The organism is Psychrobacter nivimaris, assembly GCF_043419765.1.
GTDB lineage: Bacteria > Pseudomonadota > Gammaproteobacteria > Pseudomonadales > Moraxellaceae > Psychrobacter.
This window is the reverse complement of sequence record NZ_JBHOFX010000003.1, coordinates 458,101-477,661: the sequence shown is the minus strand read 5'-3', so window position 1 is coordinate 477,661 and position 19,561 is coordinate 458,101. Positions and strand designations below refer to the sequence as shown.

Here is a 19,561-nt window from a genome sequence, read left to right as displayed (position 1 = left end):
TAGGATTTATTAGTAAAGGGATGTCTGTTGAAACCCAGTAAACTTAACTGATTACTTAACAAATCATACAAAAGTTTTATCTTGGACAACAGAACGTCCCTGTAGTCTTTGCTTATTTATCACAGGATAGAAAGCGAACGATACTAATAAAGGGAATAATATGACTATCAATAATAAGACTATTAATAATAAGACCAGCAATGAAAAAACAGATGACCACATTGCTTATGAAGCAAAAGTCCGTGCAGAGATAGAAGCATGGAAGAACCCTGATAAAGGGATTTTGGATAAAACGCTAACAGTGCTTAATACCCCTGTGGTAGCAGCCGGTGATGCGTTAATGAAGGCTCCACAATTTGGCGATTCTCTAAAAAAAGCAACTGAGGAAACGATTACTGCTTTGAGTGATGCGGCCAACTGGACATTGGACACTCAAAACGTTATCGATAGCTATCAAGAGGCAGCAGATATTAACGATTCCTCTATCAAAACGCTTGTTGACATTAAACGTCTACCCATTGCAGTTGTAGATAAACAAGTTAAGCTTTTCAAAAGCAAATATGTAGCGCTAACCAGTGCGCAAGGGGTGACTACAGGGGTTGTAGGCTGGGCAGGTATCCCTGCAGACGTCGTTGGGCTCATTACGGCTAACCTACGTGCGATTGGAGAATATGCAACTTATTATGGCTTCGATATCAATGATGAAGGCGAGCAGCTATTTGCTATGTCTTTATTGGCTGTAGCAACTTCTGCCTCTGTTGAGGAGCGTAAAGCGGCGTTAGATGACACTCATGCGATGATTAGAGATCCAGAAACTCAGGCATTTAATCAGATTAATGAAGAAGTTATGTCTCGTGTACTGCGTCAGACAGCGACTAAAGTAGCCACTAACATCGTTAAGACAAAAGCGGCGCAAATTATTCCAGCGGTAGGCGCAGTGGTCGCAGGTGGTGTTAATGCTAGCTATACTGCCAATGTTTGTGAAGCTGCTTACCAGTGTTATCGTGAGCGTTTTTTAGATCGTCTCGCGTAAGAATTAGATGACTCGTTAAGTCAGCGATAGTGTCAAGATGTAAGCATATTCCGAAACGTTAGACTGATTCGCCCAGCATCGACCGTCTTTGTCTTAGTAATCGTATGTTTCCAAAAGGTCTGTGTGTCACCATGCATCACAACGAGCTGACCAGACTCAAGATAAAGTTCAACTTTGTCTTGAGTTTTTTTATGCTTAAAAACAAATTTGCGTGTAGCACCAAGCGATAGAGAGGCGATGACTGGTTGCTGACCGAGTTCTTTTTCGTCATCGGCATGATAGCCCATACCATCAGCGCCAGATGGGTAGTAATTAAGCAGGCATGTATTGAAATTAGCAGTGACACCAATCTCTGCTAAAGCTTGTTCGATTTTCTGTTTCACGTGAAACACTTTATCTGACCATGGAACAGTTTGTCGCACATGTCCTGAGTACTGATAGTCTGCATCTGTATCTCCCATCCAGACAATTTTCCGAGTAGTTATATGGGTCTTACCAAATAACGTCACGATGTCTGATTGCCAAGGTAGCTCATTTAGTAGAGTGTTATAAAGGGCAGTGGCATCGTCGATAATCACACCTAGATCGTTCACCTTACCATCATAGGGCAGTAAATTATCCGTGGGTGCAGGAGAAAAGAGGTCAGTCATAATTCAGTCGTTGTAAATCCTTATTTACTGCTTTGATAGTGCTCGTTGATAATTTGAGCGCATAGTTCAGGTGCTTCCATTGGCAATAGATGACCATAATCTGACAGCGAAATAAGACTACTATCTGGGACAAATTTTTCCCATTGCTTTCGTACTTTGTCATTGATGAACAGGGTAGGCTTGCCTGTAATCAACGTGTAGGGACAGCTTAGTTTTTTGAGTGCGGCATCGATATGAGGAGCGCCAAAATAATTAGCCAGCTCTTGTACTGGTGCAAACATAAGCGTATAGCTACCATCTGCATTCTTGCTCAGACTTTGTTCAGCAAACACTTGCAAGTGCTCATCGCTGATACGCTTATAAGCACGCTGCGCACGTAGGCTCTCGTAATAACTATGGGTACTTGGCCAAGTAGATTGCTTGGTTAACGTGCTTTTGAAAGGCTCGCGGCTCAGTAGGACAGAGCGTGGCAAAAGGTTATATAAGGTAGCTTGGTTTTTGGTAAATGTGACAGGCTCGATCAGGTACAACTGCGAAAACAACTCTGGACGTTTGGCAGCTGCCATTGCTGTGGCCGTCGCCCCTTGCGAGTGACCAATACCTACGACAGGGTTGTCTTGCGTCTTTTCTAAAAACTCAATCAGCATATCAGCATCTTGCTCACGCGTCAGACGACGGCTTTGCGGCTTATCATACCAGTAGCCACGTAGGGCAAGTGAGCTGATATCAAACTCAGTGGCTAGCTTACTTAATAGTGGCGTATAAGTACCAACAGTAAAACTATTACCACTATAAAAATGTGCTGGCGCGCGGGGAGTAGAGCTTGAATCTAGCGGCTGATTAAAATGGCTAAGGTCATAATAGCGTGCCTGTTTTCCGCCAAGATTAATGCGGTTTGTGAATGCTTCCATAAAATAAACACTTCCTTGTGACTTATTTTGAGTGATTTTTTTGTAGTTTGTCTTCTTATGATTGAGCTGACTTAATGAATCCTAATTGTCTTCACCTAAGAAGCCACCGCTTTGACGCTGCCACAGTCGAGCGTAGACACCATTCAATGCCAATAGTTCATCATGACTACCTTGCTCAATGATACGGCCTTGATGCATAACGACCAGTCTATCCAGTGCCGCAATAGTAGACAGGCGATGGGCGATAGCAATAACGGTCTTGCCGGTCATGATGTCATTTAAGCTTTCGGTAATGGCATATTCGATCTCAGAATCTAGCGCACTGGTCGCTTCATCTAAAAGTAAAATCGGCGCATTTTTTAGCATAACACGTGAAATAGCGATACGCTGACGTTGACCGCCAGATAGTTTGACTCCGCGTTCACCCACTTGGGTATCAAGTCCTGTATTGCCTTTATCATCGTACAGATCTTTAATGAAGTCCCATGCTTGAGCTTGTTTGGCAGCGATCATAATCTCTTCGTCAGTAGCATCCGGACGACCATAAGCGATATTTTCACGTACAGTACGATGTAGCAGCGACGTATCTTGAGTCACCATACCAATTTGTTGACGCAATGATTCTTGCGTAACCGCATCAATAGCCTGACCATCAATAAGGATTTTACCGCTATCGACATCAAAAAAGCGCAGTAGCAGATTAACCAAAGTTGATTTACCAGCACCTGAACGCCCAACCAAACCAATCTTTTCACCCGGCTTAATATCTAAATGGAAGTTGTCCAACAGTTTGATGTATGAGTTAGGAGCGCGTTTAGCGATGCTAGTCCCATCGACAGGCTCGCCAGCTTTTCCAGTGTCTTCTTCGTCATTTTCATAACTGAAGTCAACATGGTCGAACACAATGCGACCGTCCGTGACGGCTAGAGCTGGCGCGTCAGGTTTATCAATGATTGTCTGCGGTGCTGACAACGTACGCATACCGTCCTGCACTGTACCGATACTCTCAAACAAACTGGCTGTCTGCCACATAATCCAACGCGTTAAACCATTTAGACGCAATGCCATGGCGGTCGCAGCAGCAATGGCACCAACACCAACTGCGCCTTGTTGCCACAAGTACAATCCAATACCTGCCGTACTACTGACCAAGATCACGCTGATAAGATGGGTCGATACTTCTAAATAGCTGACCCAGCGCATCTGTGCATGCACCGTACCTAAAAATTGTCCCATGGCATTTTTGGCATAGCCCAGCTCACGACGAGAATGGCTAAATAGCTTAACGGTCATGATATTGGCATAAGCATCAGTGATTCGTCCTGTCATCAAGGCACGGGCATCCGCTTGCACAATCGCTGTCTCCTTGAGCTTAGGGATAAAGTACCAAATGGTGATAGCAACTAAGACAAGCCAAATAACAAAAGGAATAAGTAGTAAGCTGTCTAAATTAAATAAAATCACCCCTGAGGTAATAAAGTAGACAGAGACATACATAAACATATCGGTGACGGTCATCACGGTATCGCGTACTGCTAGGGCTGTCTGCATTACCTTCGCTGAGACGCGACCCGAAAACTCGTCCTGATAGAACTGCATGGATTGCCCAAGCATGCGCTGATGGAACCGCCAGCGCATCTGCATAGGAAACACGCCCTGCAAGGTCTGAAAGTGGATAAACGATGACAAGGCAATCCACAGTGGGCTTACTATCATGACAGCGAGCATGATGAGTAGCATATCGCCTTTTTCTACCCATAAGTTCTGCGGCGTATAAACGCCCAACCAATCGACGATATTGCCTATCCAAGCAAACAGCATGGCCTCGTAGATACCGATACCGGCGGACAAAATCATAAAGATTAGTAGCCAGCCGCGTAGACCATTGGTACATGCCCACAAAAACTTCAGCATACCATCGCGAGGTGATGGCAATGGCATAGGTGTATCTGGAAAGGCGGGTAGGCGGTTTTCGAAAAAGCGAAATAAAGCATTCATAGGCAGTAATAAAACATCAATAGCAGTACGTCAAGATGAACGAGAGTACTCGTTATCTAGAATCTTTACTTTTGTGATTGGGATTAGGTGCTATTTTAGCAAAATTACTAATCATACCTGCATGCTAATTGTAATTTACTTAAGAATAGCTGTGTCTTTATAGCCTTGGTCACAACTATAATAAATAGATTGCTGTAGAAAACATATTTTGTTACATTCTACATCCAAACTTATTCATGGTTTAAATATTGCTTTTATAAGTATGATTTTATTGCAAATATCAGCTGATTAGCAGGTGTTTTATTTAATAGTTTTTATCAATATACGAACAGTAATAACTCAACATTGAAGTTCAAAAGGTAGCAGTGAATGATGTATTTAATAATAGCGGTGCTATGTAGCGTCGCCGTCTCAGTACTTTTGAAAATATTGCGCCAGAAAAATATAGATATTCGTCAGACCATCGTGGCAGGCTATCCTGTGGCTTTTTTACTGACTTGGGTATTACTAAAGCCTGATGTAGGTGCCATTCATGCGCTTGATAGCGCTTGGGGCATCATCATCGCGCTTGGAGTACTATTACCTGCTGTATTTATCATTCTCGGACGGGCTATTGAAGCAGTGGGGATGGTAGCAACCGACGCGTCTCAGCGCTTATCACTCATTATTCCTATCGTAGCGGCTTTCTTGCTATTCGGTGAGGTGCTGACTGGTACTCGTGTGCTTGGACTGGCGTTGGGCTTTTTGGCATTAGGTGCGCTTGTCTATCGACCACAGCATAATGATATTACTCGGCAAGCAAAGCATACGCCGCTATGGTTATTTGGGGTATGGGCAGGCTACGGCATTATTGATATTTTGTTCAAACAAGTTGCCAAACAAGGGGCAGCTTTTCCATTGACTCTACTGGTAAGTTTTGGCGTAGCAGGTGTATTGCTTTTAATCTATTTACTTGCCACGCGAGTACGTTGGCAAAAACAAGCGCTTATGACAGGTCTACTGCTCGGCACATTAAACATGGGCAATATTTATGCCTATGTGCGGGCACACCAAGTGCTGCACGATTCTCCTAGTATTGTTTTCACTGGTATGAATGTCGGTGTTATTGCCGTAGCGACATTGATTGGCGTAGGTGTATTTAAAGAGCAGCTGAACCGTATCAATATAATAGGATTGTTATTGGCAGTCTGCTGTGTAGGGGTGCTATTTTTGGCGTAAAGCGCACTGTCCAAAAGTATTGGTTTCACAACTTTTTTAGCCGTATTGTCACGTATCCTATATAGGCATACAAATCATCCTATGATAAGGTTATCTACAAATAACACGGCTTGTATGGAATAAAAAAGCTTAGTTTATGATAGTTAACTTAACCAATAAAAATAGGATGCAGGCTCAATGGAATACGATAAGCAATTACAGCGTATAAAAAATAGTTCAGGCTTTATTGCTGCTCTTGATCAAAGTGGCGGCAGTACACCGAAAGCGTTAGAGACTTATGGTGTCAGCAGCGACGACTATGATAACGATGAAGCCATGTTTGATTTGGTTCATGAAATGCGTGCTCGTATCATGACGTGTGACTGTTTTGATAGTGAGCGTGTACTTGGTGCAATTTTATTTGAAGACACCATGGAGCGCGAAGTCAATGGCAAGTCGACGGCCAATTACCTATGGGAAGATAAAAATATCGTACCATTTTTGAAGGTAGACAAAGGTCTGGCTGAGCAAATGAGCGGCGTACAAGTTATGAAGCCGATTCCGAATCTAGATCTATTATTAGATAAAGCAAAAAACTATCCCGTATTTGGTACTAAAATGCGCTCAGTCATCTGTGAGCCAAACGTCGATGGCATCGAGCTTGTGATACAGCAGCAGTTTGATGTGGCTAAGCAAATTATTTCAAAAGGTCTGATGCCTATCGTCGAGCCAGAGGTCAATATTGAAAGCACTCAAAAGCATGAGTGCGAGCTACTGTTGAAGACAGATATACTGCGCAATCTGGAACGCTTGAATGACGAACATCAAGTGATGCTTAAGCTGACCCTACCAGAAGAGGCAGGGTTTTATCAGGAGCTGATTGACCATCCTAAAGTGCTAAAAGTAGTGGCGCTGTCTGGTGGTTATAGTCGTAGCGATGCTTGTGCCAAGCTTAAACAAAACCCAGGTATGATTGCGAGCTTCTCACGAGCCTTTACTGAAGGTTTGAGTAAGCAACAAAGCGATAGCGAGTTTGCTGAAACCATTAATGCCTCAATTGAAGAGATTTATGAAGCGTCAAAAGTGTAAACGTAGTAAATAAAAATTCGCACATAAATCATGAGTAAATAAGCAAAAAAGCCCTACTAGATAAGTATAAAAATACTTGAATAGTAGGGCTTTTATTATTTTAAAAGTATCGGTTATTAACTCTACACCTCTTTATATAACTGACGTCCTTCGTTGTTATATTTCTTAGTCATCTCGGCCATGCCTTGGCGAATTTCCTCAGCAGTGGCCTCCCCAACTTGTCCGACAAGCTCTGTATCTACCTCTTTGATTAGGTGACCAGCATCGGTTAGGTCACCCGTTTGCGGCGTTACTTTTTGGTTAGCAGCATTTTTATCCAGTCCCGCTGCATATTCACGCACGTTTTGAGTGATTTTCATTGAACAAAACTTAGGGCCACACATGGAGCAAAAGTGTGCCGATTTGTGTGCGTCTTTTGGCAACGTCTCGTCATGATATTCACGTGCAGTATCAGGGTCGAGCGCCAGATTGAACTGATCATCCCAGCGGAATTCGAAACGTGCTTTAGATAATGCATTATCACGTGCTTGTGCTCCTGGATGACCTTTAGCCAGGTCAGCAGCGTGTGCGGCGATTTTATAAGTGATAATGCCGTCTTTAACGTCTTTTTTGTTTGGCAGACCTAAGTGTTCTTTTGGCGTGACATAGCACAGCATCGCTGTACCAAACCATCCAATCATCGCAGCACCGATGGCGCTAGTAATATGGTCATAGCCTGGAGCGATGTCTGTCGTTAATGGCCCTAAAGTATAGAAAGGCGCGTCAGCACATAGCTCAAGCTGCAAGTCCATGTTTTCTTTGATCCGGTTCATCGCCACGTGTCCAGGGCCTTCGATCATCACCTGTACATCATGCTCCCATGCGACTTTGGTCAATTCACCAAGCGTACGTAGCTCACCGAACTGCGCTTCATCATTGGCATCTTGTAAGCAACCAGGACGTAGGCCATCACCTAGACTAAATGCTACATCGTACTGTTTCATAATCTCGCAGATATCTTCGAAATGCGTGTATAAAAAGCTTTCCTTATGATGCGCCAGACACCACTGCGCCATGATAGAGCCGCCGCGTGAGACGATACCTGTCAGACGCTTTGCGGTGAGTGGTACATAGCGTAATAGTACGCCAGCGTGGATAGTAAAGTAATCTACGCCTTGCTCTGCTTGCTCAATCAACGTATCACGGAATATCTCCCACGTTAGGTCTTCAGCGACGCCATCGACTTTTTCTAATGCTTGATAAATCGGTACCGTACCAATCGGCACAGGAGAGTTACGGATTAGCCATTCACGGGTTTCATGAATATGATTACCCGTTGATAAATCCATGATGGTATCCGCACCCCAACGTGTTGCCCACGTCATTTTGGACACTTCTTCATCGATAGACGAACCCAGCGCTGAGTTACCGATATTGGCATTGATTTTCACCAAGAAATTGCGCCCGATGATCATCGGCTCAGATTCAGGGTGGTTGATGTTGTTTGGGATAATTGCGCGTCCAGCCGCCACTTCATCGCGAACGAATTCAGGAGTAATGATTTGAGGCGTATTGGCACCGAAGCTTTCGCCATCGTGTTGACGCATATCGGTCAGTTCATGCTGCTTTTGCGTTTCGCGTATGGCGATATATTCCATTTCAGGAGTGATGATGCCACGGCGCGCGTAGTACATTTGCGTAACGTTCTGTCCTGCTTTAGCGCGACGCGGTTTATCAATATGAGCAAATCTAAGATTGGCAGTGCTGATATCGCGAGCACGTGCTTGTCCATATGAGCTAGATAAGCCGCTTAACTGCTCAGTATCATCGCGTTCTGCGATCCAGCTTTCACGCAATTTTGGCAATCCACGTGTGAGGTCGATATCGACATTAGGGTCAGTATATACACCTGAAGTGTCATACACATAAAACGGTGGATTATGCTCACCGTCTTTATCTCCAGTGCCACCAACAGGCGTATCAGCCAAGCTGATTTCACGCATTGGTACTTGGATGTCAGGTCTTGAGCCTTCGATATAGACTTTTCTTGAGGCAGGTAAAATACGGTGCAAGTCGCGCGCATCTTCTTCGAAACGGGCATCACTTGCGGCACGGTGAGCAGGGGTTTTTAACGCATCTGCTTTTTTATCTGCTTTGACGTTGGTCGTGTCAGCAGCATTTGAAGCAAGCGTTGAGTTGTCGGCTGGGTTATGCGTTTGGGCTTTCGGTGCAATTGAGGTAGTGTCTGCAGTAGTCATATGCTGTCCTAGCGTGTTGGTTTTTGAATAAAATCAACACCGCCAGTATCTGCGGGGGTAGGCATCCATCATCTAGACAAGTTTATATCATGAACCCACAACTTCGACCAAAAAGTATCGTCGCGCATGGTGCTCATCAAATATTGGACGCAGCTTTATATCCTCTCTTCTTATCTGGCTATGCATTACGCATATTAAGACAGTAGTGACGATAAAAATGTATTTCTACGCGCCTTTTGTCATAAATAACAAAGTGCTTAAGACTTCCCTGCGTCGGTACTAACCGCATCAGGTTCGGCGGGTGATCTCTCAGCGAATGTATCAAGGCGACTACTTTAATAAAGTAAGTTTAATAAAGTGAGCCAAAAATACACCGCACCCCGAGTCTGTCAGTGTTGTAAATCAGCCTTCATACTAACAAAATTCTGTACCAACGGCTAATAGTATTTGGATACAAATATTCTGTGCCACACATACTATTTAATATTTTCGTGAATAATTTTTTTGAGTGTTGATAGATGAGGATGCTTAGTATTACTAGGTTGTAGACAAATTATTCAAATATTATGTAAAGCGAATGAAGGATTCTAGAAGTTGTCATTAAACTGTCATAAAGATTTGGCAAGATAACACGCATATCACAAGCAATGCTTTTTTATACCGTTGTTAAACTTCAGGAGTCCTACATGCGTTATTCGTTATTAGCAGTGGCCGTCAGTTGTACATTAATGCTTACGGCGTGTAATAAGTCAACAGATACGGCGGAGCCAACTGCTGATACTAGCAGTAGCGCTGTGACAACAGCTGAAACAACCTCTCAGACAGCATCTTCTGCTACGTCAGATTTTAAATCTGCTGAAAATATCGCTATGAATATTACAGGTGCAGGTGCGTCGTTCCCGCAGCCTATCTATGCGAAATGGTCATATGACTACAATGCTGCGACCGGTGGCCAAGTCAATTATCAGTCGATTGGTTCATCTGGTGGTATCAAACAAATTCAGTCAAAAACAGTAGACTTTGGTGCTTCTGATGCCCCAATGACGCCTGAAGAGTTAGACGAAGCAGGTTTGATTCAGTTCCCAACAGTCATCGGTGGTGTTGTACCAATCGTCAACATCGACGGTGTTGAGCCTGGTGCATTGAAGCTAGACGGCACAACGTTGGCTGATATCTATTTGGGTAAGATTAGCAACTGGAATGACCCTGCAATTAAGGCGATGAACCCAGATTTGACCTTGCCAGATGCCGCAATCACAACAGTATTCCGCTCAGATGGTTCAGGTACGACCTTCAACTTCACTGACTATCTTGCTAAGGTTTCACCAGACTGGAAAGACACCGTCGGCGTTGATAAAACCGTCAAATGGCCGACTTCTGCTACTGGTGCAGGCGGTAAAGGTAACGAAGGCGTTTCAAGCTACGTAAACCGTATGAAAAACTCCATCGGTTATGTTGAGTATGCTTACGCTAAGCAAAATAAGATGTCACATACTGCGCTGAAAAACGCAGCTGGTAACATCGTACAGCCATCTGCTGAGACGTTTGCTGCCGCAGGTGATATCGATTGGTCACAACAAGAAGGCTTTTATAAAGTCATCACCAACTCTGAAACTGACCAAGCATGGCCTATCGCTGCTGCGACCTTTATCTTGGTACATAAGCAACCAGAAAATCCTCAGCAAGTCGCTGGCGTGTTGAACTTCTTTGACTGGGCTTATACCCAAGGTGATGACAGCGCCATGGAACTAGACTACGTACCATTCTCTGACACGGCAGTGGCCTTGTTCAAAGAGAAGTGGAACGAAGTAAAAGGTAGTGATGGACAGCCTGTCTACAAGCCAGCTCAGTAATTTGTTTCTGCTAAATACTATTTAGCAACTGACAAGTTATCCTCTCGAATAACTATTCTCCGGTAGTTGTTTGAGAGGTTTTAACACAGCAAATTTGATGAATACATCTCGATAGATATAGTTACTCATACCGTTTAAGTTTGTTGTGTTAAAACCTAAGATACATCTTTTTAATATTTCGATTCATCCCATTCAATGCTGAGACACTTATGACAGACTTAAGGTCCCAACTGGCTAAACAAAAACGTTACGACGCTTTATTTGTCAACTCTACCAAAGCGTTTGCCATACTCGTCCTCCTATCTTTAGGGGGCATTTTGGTGTCTCTAATTGTTGGAGCATGGCCGAGTATTCAAGAGTTTGGTTTGGGATTTTATACCAGCAATAACTGGGATACAGTCGCCAATGAATACGGTGCATTAGCGCCTATTTACGGCACCTTAGTCACGTCATTTATCGCCATTGTTATTGCGGTTCCAGTCAGTTTCGGTATTGCGATATTTTTAACCGAGATGTGCCCTAAGTTCCTCAAAAAACCACTTGGCATCGCCATTGAGTTGTTGGCTGGTATCCCATCTATCATTTATGGCATGTGGGGATTATTCGTATTTGCGCCATTCTTTGGTGATCACATTCAGCCATGGTTTATTGAGCACGTCGGGCCTTTGCCTATTATCGGTAAGCTGTTTGCAGGTGCGCCTATGGGACTGGGTATGTTTACCGCATCCCTAGTACTTGCCATTATGATCATACCGTTCATCGCTGCCACCATGCGCGATGTTTTCTCTGTCGTACCCGATTTACTGAAAGAGTCAGCCTATGGCATGGGAGCGACGACTTGGGAAGTCATGTTCAAAATTATCTTACCTTACACCAAAGCTGGTGTCGTTGGTGGCGTAATTTTGGGTCTTGGTCGTGCATTGGGTGAGACGATGGCAGTTACCTTTTTGATTGGTAATGCGTTTAATATCAGTCCAAGCCTATTCACTTCTGGCGTGACGATTACCTCGGCCTTGGCCAATGAGTTTGCTGAAGCGTCTAGTGAGCTACATCTTGCGTCTCTACTACATCTAGGTTTAATCTTATTTGTCATCACTTTCATTGTGCTGTCTTTAGCAAAACTGATGCTCATGCGTATGGATCACAAAGCAGGTAACCGATAAGTCTGTTACCGATTTATTGAACCTTGATAGATATTGATAAAAGATATGGGAAATAAATATTATGCCTGCTAGTAACAATGCGCTCAATGCACCATTACCTACTAAGCCAAACGGCGCTACCCGCTACAATCAAAGCCTGTATAACAAGCGTCGTTTGACCAACAAGTTAGGTTTAGGTTTTGCCATGTCAGCGATGGTTTTTGGCCTCTTTTGGTTGTCATGGATTTTGGTGACTTTGTTTGTTGAAGGCTTCCAAGGCATGGTACAGCTACCAATCTTTACCGCTGATACGCCGCCACCAATGAGTGCGGGCGGCTTACGTAATGCTATCGTTGGTTCGGTCATGTTGGCGTTTTCAGGATTGTTTATCGGTGCACCTATTGGTCTTATGACAGGTATTTACTTATCTGAGTTTTCTAAAGGTAGTATGCTTGGCAAGGTCACTCGCTTTTTAAATGATATTCTATTGTCAGCGCCATCGATTGTCATCGGTCTGTTTATCTATGCACTGATGGTAAAAGGTCAAAGTTTCTCTGGTTGGGCAGGCGCGTTGGCATTGGCATTGATTGTTATTCCGGTGGTCGTGCGTACGACAGAAAACATGCTGAACTTGGTACCTAATAGTCTACGCGAAGCAGCCTATGCGCTAGGGACTCCTAAATGGAAGTTGGTCACTCAAGTTACTGTAAAAGCTGCGCGCGCGGGACTGACCACAGGTGTGTTATTGGCTTTTGCTCGAATCACTGGTGAGACAGCCCCGTTACTATTTACCGCACTTAACAATCAATACTTCAGTACAGACATGGGTCAGCCCCTTGCTAACTTACCCAATACCATTTACCAGTTTGCGATGAGTCCTTACGACAACTGGCATACATTGGCTTGGGCGGCAGCACTACTTATCACCGCGTCTGTCCTAGTGTTGAATATTTTGGCAAGATTTATCGGTGGTAGAGGTCAGCCCAAATAAGGGCTGAGAGCAGACCAGACCGTAGCACGCTACACGCTAAGCATTTACTTAAACTTATATGAAATTAATTGAGCTAGGTTGAAATATTATGAATGATGTCCTAAGCAATGTCCGTACAAACACGACTGCTGACAACTTTAATACGGCAACAGGCAGCCTATTAAATAGACCCATGTCTACTAGCGCCCAAGCTCAGCAACCAAACACTGCTGATTTTAATAAACAAACGATTCAAGATATTCCTAAGAACATGCCTGCTGCAAAAATGGAAGTTCGAGATCTAAACTTCTATTACGATGATTTTCAGGCATTGAAAAACATCAATATCGATATCGCGGATAAAAAAGTGACCGCTTTTATTGGTCCTTCAGGTTGTGGTAAGTCTACGCTACTGCGTACCTTTAACCGCATGTACGATCTATATCCAGGTATGCGTGCAGAAGGCAGCATCAATCTAGATGGCAAAAACATCTTGGGTAAAGACATCGATGTGAACTTACTGCGTGCACAAGTTGGTATGGTTTTTCAGAAGCCAACGCCGTTCCCGATGTCAATCTATGACAATGTCGCCTTTGGCGTACGACTGTATGAAAAATTAAGCAAAGACGAGCTGGATCATCGCGTAGAGTGGGCACTGAAAAAATCAGCGCTATGGCCAGAAGTGAAAGACAAGCTAAAAGCATCAGGACTGTCGTTATCAGGTGGTCAGCAGCAGCGTTTATGTATCGCACGTAGTGTCGCGACCAAACCTGAAGTACTGTTGCTTGATGAGCCGACCTCAGCGTTGGATCCTATCTCGACGGGTGCTATCGAGGATTTGATCGAAGATCTGAAAAACGACTACACCATCGCTATCGTCACTCACAATATGCAGCAAGCAGCACGCGTATCTGACTACACGGTCTATATGTATTTGGGTGACATGATTGAGATGGGTGAAACCGATCAAATATTTACCAAACCTACTCAAACCGCGACGGAAGACTATATTACAGGTCGTTATGGCTAACATTGATTGGGACTGAAATCGGTACAAGCAGACAAAGCTGATTAGCATGTTATAAGCCGACTTTCTAACTTCACAAGCACACCGCGCTATTAAAATATAGATTCTAGGGAATACCTCTCATGCAAAGTGATAAGCATATCTCCAAAAGTTTTGACCAAGATCTTGATGAAGCCATCCGTTTATTTTTATACATGGGTGATAGCGCGGCCAACCAAGTGGCCAAAGCCATTCATGCTCTGATCGATAAAGACGAAACACTGGCGCAAGAAGTCATCGATATGGACTTCGATATCAATCGAATGGAGGTCGAACTCGACGAGCACATTTTGTTATTGGTCGCCAAACGCCAGCCAGCAGCCAGTGATTTGCGCTTAGTCATGTCAATCAGTAAAGGTGTGGTCGATTTGGAACGTATCGGCGATGAAGCGGTAAAAATTGCGCGAATGGCCAGTAAAATTGCGGCAGAAGGTAAATCAGCATACGGTTACGCTGAAGTTCAGCATCTGAGCAATCAAGTTCGTCTGATGCTAAACAACTCGCTAGAAGCTTTTAGTCAATCGAATGCGGAGCAAGCGTTTGAAGTGATGCGTAATGATAGCGTGGTCAATACCGAATATCAGTCAGCCATTCGTGCTTTGATGACCTATATTATGGAAGACTCGCGCCACGTATCAAAAGTCATCAATATTATGTGGATATTACGATCGCTTGAGCGTATCGGTGACCATGCACAAAATGTCGCAGAGCTAGTGATTAACTACATCAGTGGACAAGACGTACGCCATTCAGACTATGCCATGGTCGAAAAAGCGGTACAAGAAGCCAATGATCGCTTAGCTGCTCGTCAAGTTAGTACATTGTCAGCCAATGAGCTAGAAACGTCAGATAGTGATGAAGGCTGATAAGAAAGGCTATGGTTTTTACCTTATAAAAAAACGCGCTATAGTAAGCGCGTTTTTTTATAACTACTAAATGTAGCTAGTAGAAAGCCAGTAAATACTAGCTTTCTGGTGTCCAGCCTTGTGCACGCTCATAGTCTTCGTTGTCTAAGAACTTATCACGCTGCTCTGTTAAAAACTTTTTGGCAGCAGGATCCATCATGCTTAGATGGTTTTCATTAATAAGCATCGTTTGATGCTCAAGCCATTCTTTCCACGCCTTTTCAGATACGGTCTCTTGCAGCTCTTGACCTTTTTTATTAGGGAAGGGTGGATGCGGCATCTTTGGTAAATCTTGCTTGTATTTACGGCAAAACACAGTATTTGCTTGAGGGTTAAAAGTCTCAGTCATAAGGCATTCCTTATTCGTTATATTAAGTGGTTAAATCAAATATCATATGAGTCTATGATAACGGTCTTGGTAGATTTAGCAAAGGGTACTAATGTATATCGTCAAGCCTCTATCCATTTGTTATAAAGTCTCTGGTAGTTGATGTATAACAAATATTGTCTACGTTTAATTTTTTTATTTAAGTTCTTAAAACTAGTGATATTTTGAAAATGACATTGGCCAAACCAGTAGAGGTCATAGGACAAATAAAAACACCCGCATAAGTAGCGGGTGTTAAGTTTAAGTTAGCAAGTTGGCTGTTATTTGCAAATTAATGATTAAGCAAAGGCTTTTAAGCGAGCACGGCCATTAACCACCGCTTGCTTGACTTGGTTTGGCGCAGTGCCACCTAAATGGTCACGAGCTGCTAATGAGCCTTCTAGCGTTAGATAGTCGAAGACATCTTCACCGATAGCATCGCTAAATTGCTGTAGCTGTGCCAATGACAAGTCACTTAGATCAACACCCTCTTTGATGCCTAAAGCAACAGCGTTACCAACGACTTCATGAGCGTCACGGAATGCCACGCCTTGACGTACTAAGTAATCTGCCAAGTCAGTCGCAGTCGCATAGCCTTTCATCGTAGCGGCACGCATGCTTTCTTTGTTTGGTGTGATGTTTGGTAGCATATCAGCAAACGCAAGCAGCGAACCTGTCAACGTATCAACGCAATCAAACAAAGGCTCCTTGTCTTCTTGATTGTCTTTGTTGTAGGCGAGTGGCTGGCTCTTCATTAGGCTAAGCAAGGTCATCAACTGACCAAAGACACGTGCCGCTTTACCGCGTACCAACTCAGGTACGTCAGGATTTTTCTTTTGCGGCATGATCGATGAGCCAGTACAGAAGCGATCTGGTATTTGCACAAAATTAAACTGCGCTGACATCCAAAGAATAATCTCTTCGCTCATACGCGACATATGCATCATCAGGATAGATGCTGCTGAAGTAAACTCAATCGCAAAGTCACGGTCTGAAACGGCATCGAGTGAGTTTTGGCAAATACCTTCAAAACCTAGCAATTCAGCAGTGATGGTACGATCGATTGGGAAAGTCGTACCAGCAAGCGCTGCGCTACCAAGTGGCATCTGATTGATACGGCGACGTGCATCGACAAGACGATCAGTATCGCGATACAACATCTCAAACCATGCCATCACGTGATGCCCAAAGCTAACAGGCTGTGCCGTTTGCAAATGAGTAAAGCCTGGCATGATAGTATCAGTATGTTGCTCAGCCAAATCAAGCAAGCCGCTTTGCAAACGTACTAATAACTCAATAATATTATCAGTCTCTTCGCGCAACCATAGGCGAATGTCTGTGGCTACCTGATCGTTACGGCTACGTCCAGTATGTAGCTTTTTACCAACGGCACCTATAATGTCAGTCAAACGAGACTCGACATTCATGTGCACGTCTTCAAGGGCGATCGACCAGTTAAACTCACCTGCTTCAATCTCGCGCAATACTTGCTGCAAGCCGTCAATAATGGTGGCAACTTCATCAGCAGTTAAAATGTCACATTCTTTTAGCATCGTTGCATGCGCAATCGAGCCTTGAATATCGTGACGAGCAAAGCGTTGGTCGAAGCCAACAGAGGCAGTAAAGGCGGCAACGAAGCTATCTGTCGCTTCACTGAAGCGTCCGCCCCACATTTGTTGGCCTTGACTACTAGCAGGCGCAGTCTGCGTTGTGGTACTTGTTATAGAAGCATCTGTGCTAAAATCAGAGTCAGATGAACTTTTACTTGATTCAGGATTACTAGGTTTTGAAGAATTGGCGTTCATATCGGTACAAGACAAGTCAAGAGAATAAGAACTCGAGTATAGCAAATGATGAGGTTGCCTTACTAGCTACACGCTTAGAGTTTTTTATTCCTAAACTCATGGAAATCATGAGGCCTTGGCAGTGGCTGACATATATCTTTTTTTGGTCCTTGTTCCTAACGGTAATGGAGCGCCATAGCTTAGCCACTTGGTCAGATTTCATGATTCAGTTTCTACGTAGTTTCATTCAAAACGCTCTAACAGTTATTCCCTCACTGTATTTAGTTGACTACCTACGCCCTGCATTTAAAAATGCCAGTATTCTTAGCGTAAGTATGCGGATTGTACTGTTACTGATGTTTGCTGCTGCAGTTTCGATGGCGTTAGTAACGTTGTCTATGATTAATTTCGGTTGGCTAGCATATGATAGTCGCACATTTGTAGTAAATATCGTGCTTAATACAGTGTTGTCTGGCGGTTTTACGACTGTATTTTTATTATATTTTTTGCGCAGCTACCGTGAGCTTAATGCACTTAAGCTATCCTTTGAATATAAATTGACTGCGCAAAATGATCTAATAAAAGCCCGTACGGCCCCGCACTTTTTCTTTAATACTATCAATACACTTGTATCTCTGATTGAATCGAACCCGCCTAAAGCCGCTGACTTATTACAGCATGTCTCTGCACTATTCCGTGCTAGTTTTAGTGGTACACGTGAAATTAGCTTTGAAGAAGAGGTTGATCTTTGTGAGCATTATTTGGCAATCGAATCTAGTCGTTTAGCAGACAAGCTCGAAGTCAATTGGAAGCTACCTGAAGAAGATATCATGTATGACATGGTTATCACTGCGCTGACGCTACAGAGCGTGCTAGAGAAAATACTCCTCAATGTGGTAGAGATGACCACAGAAACTATCTGCATTAATATCGAAGTCACGTGGGAACAACACCAAGTCAAAATCATGATTGATGTTGCGCTTCCCAAAAAGACACTAATTATCAACCATGACTTGCGCCAACATATGAATTTCTATATTCAAGCTGATCGTTTGCGCGCCCATTTTGGACAAAGTGCTGATATCCAGAGCTCAGTAGCCAGTACGCAGATTATCACCATCATCGACTATCCTCTACAAGACGTCGGTTTATAACTTACTGTTCTTTATTAGCTTTCTACATTCTTTTAACTCTTAAAAGCCTATGTGGCATACTTATTGCATAACCATGCATAGGTATCACAATTTGTATTTGATAAATAATGATTACGAATCAGTAATATCATAACTACCGTGAAACACAATTACACCATATAAAATCTACCTATAGCAGGAGTATATTGTCCGCTATAAAAACTGGTAGTTTTCGTCAGAATTTTATTAAATAATTTAGATTTTATATTCTAAGTGATTGATAATGAGTGCTAATATAGCCGTAATACTATTGAAAAAAATATTAAGTATGTCCTTGGATGGGAGTTTGCATGCGTATCGTAGTTTGTGATGATGAGCCCCTAGCGCGTGAGCGCTTGGTGAGAATTGTACAGGAGTCAGGCCATGAGGTAGTTGCTCAGGCCACAACAGGTGCAGAAGCTATCGTCGCTGTAAAAACCCAGCAGCCAGATATTATATTATTAGATATCCGAATGCCTGAAATGGACGGAGTACGCTGTGCTCAAGAACTTGCCAAACTTGAGCATCCACCAGCGATTATATTTGTGACGGCATACGACCATTATGCGATCGCAGCATTAAAAGCCAATGCAATTGGCTACTTGTTGAAACCTGCAAACAAAGATGAGCTACTAGAAGCTTTAAACAAAGCAAAGAACCTAAATGCCGCTCAACTAAACGAAATTCGCAAGCTTGAAGATCCGACAGCACGTCCAATACGTGAACATATCGCTGCTCGTACACATCGCGGTGTTGAACTGATTAAGCTAAAAGATATCTACTATTTTGCAGCAGATCAAAAATACGTCAAAGTGCGTCACAAAGATGGCATGGTATTGATTGATGAAACGCTAAAAGAATTAGAGCAAGAGTTTGATGATCGTCTGTTCCGAGTACATCGCAATGCCATTATCAACCTTAGTTATTTGGACTTTCTAGAAACTCTAGACGCAGGCCAGTATCAGATACGTTTTAAAGGTATTAATGAGACGCTAGCGGTCAGTCGTCGTCACTTACCTGCCTTACGTGATAAAATTCAAAGTATGTAATAGGCTGTCCTGATAGCGACCAATCATTCCATATCATCAAACCCTTATTTATGCTTAAATAGGGGTATTTTTTTGCGTCAGCATCTACTATTAATAATTTGAGTCGCCTATTCTTTGGCAAACTTACCCTATCGAGTA

General features: G+C 43.3%; 16 protein-coding genes and 1 riboswitch. Of the genes, 10 read left to right on the top strand and 6 right to left on the bottom strand.

Going from position 1 to position 19,561, the window contains the following annotated elements; genetic code table 11:
- Positions 1–160: 160 nt before the first annotated feature.
- Positions 161–1,033 carry an EcsC family protein gene (locus ACHEVO_RS08735; RefSeq protein ID WP_394124643.1) on the top strand — a complete coding sequence of 291 codons (873 nt, stop codon included), beginning with the start codon at positions 161–163 and terminating at the stop codon, positions 1,031–1,033.
- Between the two features lie 32 nt (positions 1,034–1,065).
- Here ACHEVO_RS08735 and ACHEVO_RS08730 read toward each other — a convergent pair whose 3' ends face one another.
- From ACHEVO_RS08730 to ACHEVO_RS08720, 3 genes are all read right to left on the bottom strand, one after another.
- The gene (locus ACHEVO_RS08730) at positions 1,066–1,683 is read right to left on the bottom strand and encodes an alpha-ketoglutarate-dependent dioxygenase AlkB family protein (protein ID WP_394124642.1); all 618 of its coding nucleotides are present in this window, start codon (positions 1,681–1,683) and stop codon (positions 1,066–1,068) included.
- 20 nt (positions 1,684–1,703) lie between these two features.
- Positions 1,704–2,594, bottom strand: a complete 891-nt coding sequence (locus tag ACHEVO_RS08725; protein ID WP_394124641.1) for an alpha/beta fold hydrolase — start codon at positions 2,592–2,594, stop codon at positions 1,704–1,706.
- Positions 2,595–2,675: 81 nt separating this feature from the next.
- The gene (locus ACHEVO_RS08720) at positions 2,676–4,592 is read right to left on the bottom strand and encodes an ABC transporter ATP-binding protein (protein WP_394124640.1); all 1,917 of its coding nucleotides are present in this window, start codon (positions 4,590–4,592) and stop codon (positions 2,676–2,678) included.
- Positions 4,593–4,961: 369 nt separating this feature from the next.
- Here ACHEVO_RS08720 and ACHEVO_RS08715 point away from each other — a divergent pair, with 369 nt between their 5' ends.
- Positions 4,962–5,810 carry an EamA/RhaT family transporter gene (locus ACHEVO_RS08715; protein ID WP_394124639.1) on the top strand — a complete coding sequence of 283 codons (849 nt, stop codon included), beginning with the start codon at positions 4,962–4,964 and terminating at the stop codon, positions 5,808–5,810.
- A 177-nt stretch (positions 5,811–5,987) separates the two neighbouring features.
- Positions 5,988–6,878, top strand: coding sequence for a fructose bisphosphate aldolase (locus ACHEVO_RS08710; protein ID WP_394124638.1), 891 nt, complete (start codon positions 5,988–5,990; stop codon positions 6,876–6,878).
- Positions 6,879–7,000: 122 nt separating this feature from the next.
- On the opposite strand, the gene thiC is transcribed toward ACHEVO_RS08710, so the two are convergent.
- Complete coding sequence (thiC, locus tag ACHEVO_RS08705; RefSeq protein ID WP_394124637.1) at positions 7,001–9,115, bottom strand: phosphomethylpyrimidine synthase ThiC; 2,115 nt, start codon at positions 9,113–9,115, stop codon at positions 7,001–7,003.
- 248 nt (positions 9,116–9,363) lie between these two features.
- A riboswitch (TPP riboswitch) is annotated at positions 9,364–9,508 on the bottom strand.
- Positions 9,509–9,801: 293 nt separating this feature from the next.
- Between thiC and pstS the strand changes: the two genes are divergently transcribed.
- The 5 genes from pstS (at position 9,802) to phoU (ending at position 15,012) form a co-directional block, all read left to right on the top strand.
- Positions 9,802–10,968 (top strand): phosphate ABC transporter substrate-binding protein PstS, encoded by a 1,167-nt coding sequence (gene pstS / locus ACHEVO_RS08700; RefSeq protein WP_101211185.1) that lies wholly within the window; start codon positions 9,802–9,804, stop codon positions 10,966–10,968.
- A gap of 209 nt (positions 10,969–11,177) precedes the next feature.
- Positions 11,178–12,131 carry a phosphate ABC transporter permease subunit PstC gene (gene pstC, locus ACHEVO_RS08695; RefSeq protein ID WP_101204645.1) on the top strand — a complete coding sequence of 318 codons (954 nt, stop codon included), beginning with the start codon at positions 11,178–11,180 and terminating at the stop codon, positions 12,129–12,131.
- A 61-nt stretch (positions 12,132–12,192) separates the two neighbouring features.
- The gene (gene pstA / locus ACHEVO_RS08690) at positions 12,193–13,101 is read left to right on the top strand and encodes a phosphate ABC transporter permease PstA (protein WP_394124636.1); all 909 of its coding nucleotides are present in this window, start codon (positions 12,193–12,195) and stop codon (positions 13,099–13,101) included.
- 172 nt (positions 13,102–13,273) lie between these two features.
- Positions 13,274–14,110 carry a phosphate ABC transporter ATP-binding protein PstB gene (gene pstB, locus ACHEVO_RS08685; protein ID WP_394124741.1) on the top strand — a complete coding sequence of 279 codons (837 nt, stop codon included), beginning with the start codon at positions 13,274–13,276 and terminating at the stop codon, positions 14,108–14,110.
- A 119-nt stretch (positions 14,111–14,229) separates the two neighbouring features.
- On the top strand, positions 14,230–15,012 hold the full coding sequence (phoU, locus tag ACHEVO_RS08680) for a phosphate signaling complex protein PhoU (protein ID WP_102078266.1): 783 nt from the start codon (positions 14,230–14,232) through the stop codon (positions 15,010–15,012).
- Positions 15,013–15,109: 97 nt separating this feature from the next.
- Here the strand turns inward: phoU and ACHEVO_RS08675 are convergent, their stop codons facing one another.
- Both ACHEVO_RS08675 and argH read right to left on the bottom strand, forming a co-directional pair.
- Positions 15,110–15,400 carry an oxidative damage protection protein gene (locus tag ACHEVO_RS08675; protein WP_057757820.1) on the bottom strand — a complete coding sequence of 97 codons (291 nt, stop codon included), beginning with the start codon at positions 15,398–15,400 and terminating at the stop codon, positions 15,110–15,112.
- 317 nt (positions 15,401–15,717) lie between these two features.
- Positions 15,718–17,091 (bottom strand): argininosuccinate lyase, encoded by a 1,374-nt coding sequence (argH, locus tag ACHEVO_RS08670; protein ID WP_394124740.1) that lies wholly within the window; start codon positions 17,089–17,091, stop codon positions 15,718–15,720.
- Between the two features lie 230 nt (positions 17,092–17,321).
- Between argH and ACHEVO_RS08665 the strand changes: the two genes are divergently transcribed.
- Both ACHEVO_RS08665 and ACHEVO_RS08660 read left to right on the top strand, forming a co-directional pair.
- The gene (locus ACHEVO_RS08665) at positions 17,322–18,356 is read left to right on the top strand and encodes a histidine kinase (RefSeq protein ID WP_394124635.1); all 1,035 of its coding nucleotides are present in this window, start codon (positions 17,322–17,324) and stop codon (positions 18,354–18,356) included.
- Positions 18,357–18,685: 329 nt separating this feature from the next.
- The gene (locus ACHEVO_RS08660; RefSeq protein ID WP_394124634.1) at positions 18,686–19,423 is read left to right on the top strand and encodes a LytR/AlgR family response regulator transcription factor; all 738 of its coding nucleotides are present in this window, start codon (positions 18,686–18,688) and stop codon (positions 19,421–19,423) included.
- Positions 19,424–19,561: the final 138 nt, after the last annotated feature.